Source organism: Synechococcus sp. R3-13 (genome assembly GCF_047462195.1).
GTDB lineage: Bacteria > Cyanobacteriota > Cyanobacteriia > Thermostichales > Thermostichaceae > Thermostichus.
On sequence record NZ_JANSIO010000070.1, the window covers coordinates 1 to 7385 of the forward strand.

Annotated in this window: 9 protein-coding genes and 1 tRNA gene; 9 read left to right on the top strand and 1 reads right to left on the bottom strand. The window is 58.7% G+C overall.

Features of this window, described 5'->3' with window-relative positions; all coding sequences use genetic code 11:
• The first annotated feature begins 232 nt into the window (after nt 1-232).
• Both NW856_RS02280 and NW856_RS02285 read left to right on the top strand, forming a co-directional pair.
• Entirely contained in the window at nt 233-613 is a 381-nt protein-coding gene (locus NW856_RS02280; RefSeq protein ID WP_414389207.1) for a hypothetical protein, read from the top strand.
• Between the two features lie 198 nt (nt 614-811).
• Nucleotides 812-2017, top strand: coding sequence for a D-alanyl-D-alanine carboxypeptidase (locus NW856_RS02285; protein WP_414398894.1), 1206 nt, complete (start codon nt 812-814; stop codon nt 2015-2017).
• A 159-nt stretch (nt 2018-2176) separates the two neighbouring features.
• Here NW856_RS02285 and NW856_RS02290 read toward each other — a convergent pair.
• Nucleotides 2177-2249 (bottom strand) — tRNA-Ile (locus tag NW856_RS02290).
• A gap of 98 nt (nt 2250-2347) precedes the next feature.
• Between NW856_RS02290 and NW856_RS02295 the strand changes: the two genes are divergently transcribed.
• From NW856_RS02295 to NW856_RS02325, 7 genes are all read left to right on the top strand, one after another.
• On the top strand, nt 2348-2887 hold the full coding sequence (locus NW856_RS02295) for a TMEM165/GDT1 family protein (RefSeq protein WP_414398895.1): 540 nt from the start codon (nt 2348-2350) through the stop codon (nt 2885-2887).
• 57 nt (nt 2888-2944) lie between these two features.
• Nucleotides 2945-3280 (top strand): TMEM165/GDT1 family protein, encoded by a 336-nt coding sequence (locus NW856_RS02300; RefSeq protein ID WP_011433859.1) that lies wholly within the window; start codon nt 2945-2947, stop codon nt 3278-3280.
• Between the two features lie 115 nt (nt 3281-3395).
• On the top strand, nt 3396-3545 hold the full coding sequence (locus tag NW856_RS02305; RefSeq protein ID WP_011433860.1) for a hypothetical protein: 150 nt from the start codon (nt 3396-3398) through the stop codon (nt 3543-3545).
• Between the two features lie 98 nt (nt 3546-3643).
• Entirely contained in the window at nt 3644-4405 is a 762-nt protein-coding gene (gene pyrH / locus NW856_RS02310; RefSeq protein ID WP_011433861.1) for a UMP kinase, read from the top strand.
• A 102-nt stretch (nt 4406-4507) separates the two neighbouring features.
• Nucleotides 4508-5692, top strand: a complete 1185-nt coding sequence (mltG, locus tag NW856_RS02315; protein ID WP_414398897.1) for an endolytic transglycosylase MltG — start codon at nt 4508-4510, stop codon at nt 5690-5692.
• A gap of 11 nt (nt 5693-5703) precedes the next feature.
• Nucleotides 5704-6177 (top strand): YqeG family HAD IIIA-type phosphatase, encoded by a 474-nt coding sequence (locus NW856_RS02320; protein WP_414329713.1) that lies wholly within the window; start codon nt 5704-5706, stop codon nt 6175-6177.
• 450 nt (nt 6178-6627) lie between these two features.
• Entirely contained in the window at nt 6628-7275 is a 648-nt protein-coding gene (locus tag NW856_RS02325) for a thermonuclease family protein (RefSeq protein ID WP_414398898.1), read from the top strand.
• The last annotated feature ends 110 nt before the right edge of the window (nt 7276-7385 follow it).

Below are 7385 nucleotides of genomic sequence, written 5' to 3' on the forward strand. Positions count from 1 at the left end.
AGTGCGGGGCTCCTGCGATTTCTAGCTGAGGCGCATGGGCTGCCGGGAGAGCCTCGGGAAGGGTGCGGGAAACCCAATCCCTCATCCATCCGGGATGAGCTAGCCTACAGAGCAGAGCCATGTGGCGGACTGTTTCTGGTGTTCGGGCGCGCCTAGGCTAACATACTCAAGAAAAGGCCCGCGGCATCCTGACAGCGTTGGCAAGCGTAGTGATCGGGAAGGGAAAACGAAAATGCGGTTTGAGCAGCCCAAAACCTATTCCATTTCTCTGGGTGGCTGGGGGTTCTGGCTGGGATCCCTGGCGTTGGCAGCTTTGCTGACCAGTGTCGGGCTGGGGTGGCTGGTCGCCGGATTGGTGGCTCTGTTGCTGTTTTTGCTGTCCTTGCCGGTATTGGTGCTCCTGGCCTTTCGCTGGTGGGCGCGCCGCTGGATCACGACGGATCGCTGCCCGGTGTGTGGGTCAGAATCGCAAGCCATTGAGGGCAGCCATTTCTTTTGCCCCAATTGTGGAGAGCCGCTGTTTGTTGCAGACGGACGTTTTTATCGGCAAACACCCCCCGGCACCATCGATGTGGAGCCTGTGGAAGAGGGTGGCTGGGAATTGACGAGCTGATGCCCCCTCGGTTGCCGGGATGTTTAGAGGGTGTTTTCCGTGAAAAGTGCTATGCCTGCGGCACCCCATGGTGCTACACAACACTGTTGCTCCGCAACGCTGACGCCACGGCACGAACGACATCTGTGGGGCTGGCCCGGTAGGCGGCTGGTTTCGAGCTGGGTTGGGCTGCTCTCGGCGGCAATTCTGTTGCTGGGTTTGTCTCCCCATTCCCAGGCGACGGAGCAGGGATCCCTGCAACCTCAGGTGGAAACTTATCTGGCTCAGTTGGCCGGTCGGGGGTTTTCGCCCGCGGCTCAGGGGGTTTGGCTGCAGATGGAGGATCCTTCGCCTCAGCGGGACAGAATCCTTGTTTTGGGACAGCATCAGGGATCCACACCCTTGCCGGCAGCTTCTTTGACCAAGGTGGCAACGACACTGGCCGCTTTGCAGCACTTTGGCCCACAACATCGCTTTGTAACCCCTTGGCTGACCACCGGCTCGCCAACAGCCGACGGGGTGCTGCAGGGGGATCTCTGGGTGGTGGGGGGGGAGGATCCCTTGTTCGTCTGGGAGGAAGCCTTCTCCGTCGGCAACCTGCTCAATGCCTATGGGATCCGCCAGGTGCGCGGGGATCTGGTGGTGGTGGGCCGCTTTTACATGAACTTTTCCCGGGATGTGGCGCAATCGGGATCCCTGTTGCGGCAGGGGCTGGATGCGCGGCGCTGGCCGCCAGAGGCGGAGGCCCAATTTCAAACCTTACCCCCCGGCACACCCAGACCGCAGGTGGAGATCTTGGGTTCGGTGCGGGTTGCCCAGCAGATCCCGCCCGGCGCTCAGGTTTTGCTCAGACATGAGTCCCCCCCCCTCATTCACCTGGTCAAGCTGATGAACCTCTACAGCAACAACTCCATGGCCGAGATGTTGGCCGATGCGGTGGGGGGAGCAGACCAAGTGGCCCAAATCGCCCAGGCCATCGCCGGGATCCCGCCCGAAGAGCTACACCTGATCAATGGTTCCGGGTTGGGGGTGGAAAACCGCATTTCTCCGCGGGCCAATGTAGCTTTGCTTCGAGCGATCCAATCTCTTCTGGAGGAGCAGGGGCTCTCTCTTGCCGATGCTTTTGCCGTCGTCGGCCAGGATGTGGGGGTGTTGGAACGGCGGCTGTTACCGGGGATCTTGATCGCCAAGTCGGGCACCTTGAGGAGCGTCAGCACCTTGGCGGGTGTATTGCCAACCGAGCAGGGGGACATCTGGTTTGCCCTGATGAATGGCGGATCCGATCTGGTCGGCTTTCGCACCCAGCAGGGACAATTCCTCAGCCAGCTCCAGTCCCAATGGGGATCCCCCACCACCTTGCCTGAGCGTTGGATCCCTCGCTCTGGAGATACGGGATCCCGCACGGAGCTGAACCCGCGTCTTTGAAACTGTGCCCAACCGGTTCTTTCTCAGCCCAGAGTGACCTCGGTCGCGTTAGCGGAACGCAGTCCTATGTCCGCCCTCCCAGTTTGGGAATTGAGATCGACTTGGCCCGCTGTCAACAGCCCTCAACCCAGAAACCTCGTCCGGCAGGGATCCTCCCCATGGGGCGTACAGGGATCGAACCTGTGTAAGGCAAATTATGAGTTTGCTGCCTAAACCGCTCGGCCAACGCCCCTGATTCTTTTACTCTAGCGTTTACTCTAGCGCCCTTGTCTCCTCCAGAAGCGGCTGAAAACAGGATAAGCTGCATGTCGGTGGTTAGAATCTGACGCCATGGCTTCGCCGCGTTCTTGGCAGGGGCAAATGGCCCTGGGCTTGGGGCTGATTGTTTTGTCCTCGGCTCTCTGTTTCGGTTTCTTGGCCGTTGGGCAGCACTATCTCTACGGGGATGGATCCGCTGTGGATTTCCAGCCTGCCGGGGAGAGTTTGGCCTTGTCTTCCGCCCCCGAGATTGGACTTCCGACGACACCGCCCCTCCCTAACCCCCCCTCTTCCGACGGCAATCTCCCAGAGGGATCCCCGCTGCAGCTCTGGCTTGTTACTTTTTTAACCGTGTTTGTGGCGGAAATGGGCGACAAAACCCAGTTGGCAACCTTGCTCATGAGTGCCCAATCCCAATCGCCTTGGGCGATCTTTTTCGGTTCCGCCAGTGCCTTGGTGACCGCCAGTTTGCTCAGCGTAGTGTTGGGGGAAGGTCTGGGGCAAGTCATTCCCCCGGGCTGGCTACAATGGTTGGCGGGTGCAGGGTTCCTGATGATCGGGGGCTATGTATTATGGCAGGAGTGGCGGGGGAACAAGCTCCCAGAGGGCTAGCCTCCCTGAGCAGCCGATGCCAACCCGGCAGGACAGAGTGGAGAACAACCGAGGAACGTGTTGATCCAAGACAACGACAGCCGAACCCCGTCTTTTTTGCTGCGGCAAATGGCCGGACGGGCCGCCCTAGTGAGCTTTGGCTCGATTCTGCTGGCCGAAATGGGCGATAAAACCCAATTGGCGACCCTGCTCCTCAGTGCCCGCTCGCAAAACGCTGGGGTAATCTTTTTGGGCGCTGCTGCTGCTTTGATCAGCACCAGCCTAATTGGGGTGTGGGCAGGAGCTTGGGTGGCCCGCCTGATCCCACCTCGCTGGATCAAAACCCTGGCAGGCGTGGGGTTTGTTGTGATGGGCCTAGTCTTGTTGTGGGGATCCCTGCCCATAGCCGGCTGAGCAGAGGGCTTCAGGATGGCTTCGGCAAAGCGTGATAGGATTAAGAGCGCCTCACTTTGACACTTCAAACTGAGGACCTTCACTTGAGTCCGGACAACCGGTCAGGAAAACCAGCATGGCCAAAAAACGCAATCTGAAGCGGGAAAAAGCCGAGCGCAACCGCGAATATGCCAAACAGTTCCAAAAAAGTCGTGCTCGCAATGGCCGCCGCTTCCGTTCTGCCCCCCGCGACAACGAGGCCAGCGCTGGCGAAGAACAGCAGTAAGGTTGTTTTTGTCGAGATGCTCTGTCGGTCAATCCTGTGAGCGGAGCTAGTTCAACAAACCTGCTATCGTATGCAGGGGTGGGCCGGAGCGGATAAGCATGAAATATCGACGGATTCTACTGAAGTTGAGTGGTGAAGCCCTGATGGGGGAGCGCCCCTACGGGATCGACCCCGAGGTCTTGAAGTCCATTGCCGGCGAAGTGGCCTCAGTGGTACGGGCCGGTGTGCAGGTGGCGATTGTGGTGGGAGGGGGTAACATCTGGCGCGGGCGCAAAGAGGCGGCTGCCCAAGGGATGGATCAGGCTTCTGCCGACTACGTAGGGATGCTGGCCACCGTCATCAACGCCTTAACCCTGCAGGATGCCATTGAGCGAGCCGGGATCCCCACCCGGGTGCAGACGGCCATCGCCATGCAGGAGGTGGCGGAGCCCTATATTCGTCGCCGCGCCATTCGTCACCTGGAAAAGGGGCGGGTGGTGATTTTTGGGGCAGGATCTGGCAACCCCTTCTTCACCACCGATACCACTGCGGCCTTGCGGGCGGCGGAGATCGATGCCGAGGTGATTTTCAAAGCCACCAAGGTGGACGGAGTTTACGATGCGGATCCCAAGACTCACCCTCAGGCCCGCCGCTACGATGTCCTCAGCTATCAGGATGTGCTGAACCGCGATCTGCGGGTTATGGACAGCACCGCCATCGCCCTCTGCAAGGAAAATCAATTGCCCATCGTGGTCTTTGACCTGACTACCCCTGGCAATATTTATCGAGTGGTGCAGGGAGAACCCATCGGCACTTGGATCGGACAGCGGACGGTCGAGAACAACGGGATCCCCAGCCCAGGAGAGTTGATCCCAAGTTAGGGGGGAAATCGGCCTTGAGAGTCCGGCGACGCCCTAGCCAGGATTGAGTCCGAAGGATAGCCTGGCTCAAGGGTGTGCTCAGGCCGTTTGGAGGGAAAGGCAATGACAGATCAGGTTCAGCATTCGGCCCAAAAGGATCCCGTCTTGCCCAAATGCTCTGCTGCCCAAGGCGCTATACCCAGGTCACCCCATGTTGCTACGCAACGCTTACGCGAACGCTGGGGTCGGCGTCTTTTGCAGAGCTTGATTTTCCTGTTGGTTCTGGTCGGGGGATTGGGCTACTGGCAGTGGCAGACCTGGCTCCAGCCGGTGGGCGGCCCAGAACCGATCCAAGTAACAATCCAGCCGGGCAGCAGCAGCCGTCTGATCGGGCAAAAACTGCGCCAAGCAGGGGTGATTCGCTCAGCTCTGGCTTGGGAGCTGTGGAGCCGCACCTTCGGGCGCGACTGGGTGTTTCAGGCGGGCACCTACGCTTTGGATCCCAACCAGGACATGCTGGCCGTGGCCCAGCAACTGCGGCAGGGAAGGATCCTGCAAAGACGTCTGACCATCCCGGAGGGTTGGCGCATCGAGCAAATGGCAGAGGCTCTGGCCCAGCGCAACTGGCTGGCAGCCGATGCCTTCATTGCCGTGACCCGGGTGATTCCCCCCCTCGATTGGCTGCCCCCCCACTTGAGCTCTCTAGAAGGCTACCTGTTCCCAGACACCTATCTTTTCCCCATCGAACAGGTGGAGGGATCCCTGCCGGATCGGGAAAAGGCCCAGATGGTGGTCGACGCCATGCTGCAGCGATTTGTCGCGGTGGCCCTGCCCCTGTTTCGCCAGCACACCACTTCCCTGTCTCTGCACGAGTGGGTTACCCTGGCCAGCATTGTGGAGCGGGAGGCCGTGGTGCCGGAAGAACGCGCTTTGATTGCAGGTGTCTTTCTGAACCGGCTTAAGAAAGGGATCCCCCTGGGAGCCGATCCGACGCTGGAGTATGCCTTGAATATCCGGCAAACCCCAGACCGCCGCCTCACCCTTGCGGAGGTGCGCACCCCCTCTCCCTACAACACCTACCTCAACCCGGGTTTGCCCCCCGGTCCCATCGCCAGCCCGGGCTTGGCCAGCTTAAAAGCCGTTTTGGAGCCTGAGCAAACCGACTATCTCTACTTCGTGGCCCGCTACGATGGCACTCACATTTTCAGCAAAACCCTAGCAGAGCACGAGGCAGCCCAATTGCAAATTATTCAAGAGCGTCGGCAAGCTGCCCAGGGATCCCACCACAGTCCTCAACCAAGTCCTTAGCCGAGGAGCGGATGGTACACAAACCTTGGTTCAAGCTCCTGCAACCGGATCTGGTGGTGGCCGGCACTGTCTTAAAGTTGCGGGCAGAAGACCTGTGGGCCTGGCAGGTAAAAGGCATCATCTTTGACGTAGACGGTACACTGGTGCCGAGCCGACAGGTTGAGGTGGATCCCGCTGTGGCTGCTTGGCTGGAGCAGTTGCGTCCGCACTTTCAAATTTGGCTGGTGAGCAACAACCTCAATCGCAGCCGCATCCAACAAATCGGAGAAAGCCTGAACCTGCCCTACATTCACCGCGCTGGGAAACCCTCACGGCGGGCCTTGCGGCGGGCCGTAGCCCAGATGGGCTTGCCGGTAGAAGCAGTGGCTATGGTGGGAGACCGCCTGTTGACGGATATTTTGGCGGGCAATCGACTGGGGTTGGTAACCGTGCTGGTCAACTCCCTCTTGTCCGAAGCAGTCGAAAAGAACCCTGCTACCCTCTAGGGGCTGCGCTTTTGAGAGATTTGAGAGTTGGACAACTGTAATTGTTTCAAACTGAATTGAAAAGGTTTCCAAGCACTCCCCCTTTCCTTCGCAAAGAGAGAAGACCAAAAGACAATCCTGCTGCTCGGAAGGACTTAGTCACTTCAGTTTAGGGTGAGACGCCTGGGCAGCTGAGAAAAGCCCTGTGGCCCCATGCATGTTTCATGCATGTTTTAGGTGTGGGTACAGTGTCCCAGTTTGAATCGAAATGACCAACCACAGGTTGTCAGCGCTGACAACTGCTGACCGGATGGGTAGCACATCTAAAAATCAAGACAAAAATCGAGAGAGATTTTCCAGACCTGACCCATCTGCCCCAATTTTTTGTAGAGTGACGGCAGGTGAGCCGGATCCCGCGTTGAAGCCCAGTAGGCGGCGGTGTGAGGGCGGTGTGAGATCCAAAGGTCAAGCATGCGAACCATCCCTATCGTCAAGTCCGCCATGCAACGGCTAAAGTCCATGCTGCAAAAATCCCTGCGTTCTGCTCCGACTTCCCCCCGCTCCAGATCCCTGCTGGCATCCAATGGACGGAGCCTGATCAAGCTGGGCAGCTTTCTGGCCTTGCCGTTGATATTCTCGACATTGCCCGGTTGGGCTTTAACATTGGTGGCGCGTCCAGATCTGCGCGACCTCAAACGTGCAACCGTGTTTCGGGTGGTCAACTACAACACCCTGGTTGTTCAGCTTGAAGGAGACTTGAATTTGCGGCTGGTGCAACTGATCGGGATCGATCCCTTGCCTGACCCGATCAACCCCAACTGGACGGAGTTGCGCGGACAAACCCCTCTGGCAGTTTACAATGCTGGCCAATATCTGCAGACTGCTCTGCTGGGACGTGAGGTGTTTTTGGAGTTGGATCCTGCCCTAGCCCCTGCTCCCACCTTGCCTGCCTACGTTTGGCAAGCCAATACCCTCATCAACCAGGAAATGCTGTTTTTGGGGCATGGCCTGTTGTCGCCACAAACCGATGGCTTGAAGTACGGCCCCATTCTTACTGAAGCTGCCGATGCAGCCAAAAGACAAGGACGCGGCTATTGGACAACCTACGGCCCTCGCTAGAGACCAAGCCAAACCCAGAGCTGGAATTGCCGGCCTGTTTGTTGAGAATAATCTCAACAGCCATCTTCCGCCGGTCGGTGAGAGCATGACTCTAGTCAATAATAAGCTCA

Coding starts and splice junctions, on each gene's coding strand:
- NW856_RS02280 (WP_414389207.1), top strand. CDS start 233: ATGCGGTTTGAGCAGCCCAAAACCTATTCCATTTCTCTGGGTGGCTGG.
- NW856_RS02295 (WP_414398895.1), top strand. CDS start 2,348: ATGGCTTCGCCGCGTTCTTGGCAGGGGCAAATGGCCCTGGGCTTGGGG.
- NW856_RS02305 (WP_011433860.1), top strand. CDS start 3,396: ATGGCCAAAAAACGCAATCTGAAGCGGGAAAAAGCCGAGCGCAACCGC.
- pyrH (WP_011433861.1), top strand. CDS start 3,644: ATGAAATATCGACGGATTCTACTGAAGTTGAGTGGTGAAGCCCTGATG.
- mltG (WP_414398897.1), top strand. CDS start 4,508: ATGACAGATCAGGTTCAGCATTCGGCCCAAAAGGATCCCGTCTTGCCC.
- NW856_RS02320 (WP_414329713.1), top strand. CDS start 5,704: ATGGTACACAAACCTTGGTTCAAGCTCCTGCAACCGGATCTGGTGGTG.
- NW856_RS02325 (WP_414398898.1), top strand. CDS start 6,628: ATGCGAACCATCCCTATCGTCAAGTCCGCCATGCAACGGCTAAAGTCC.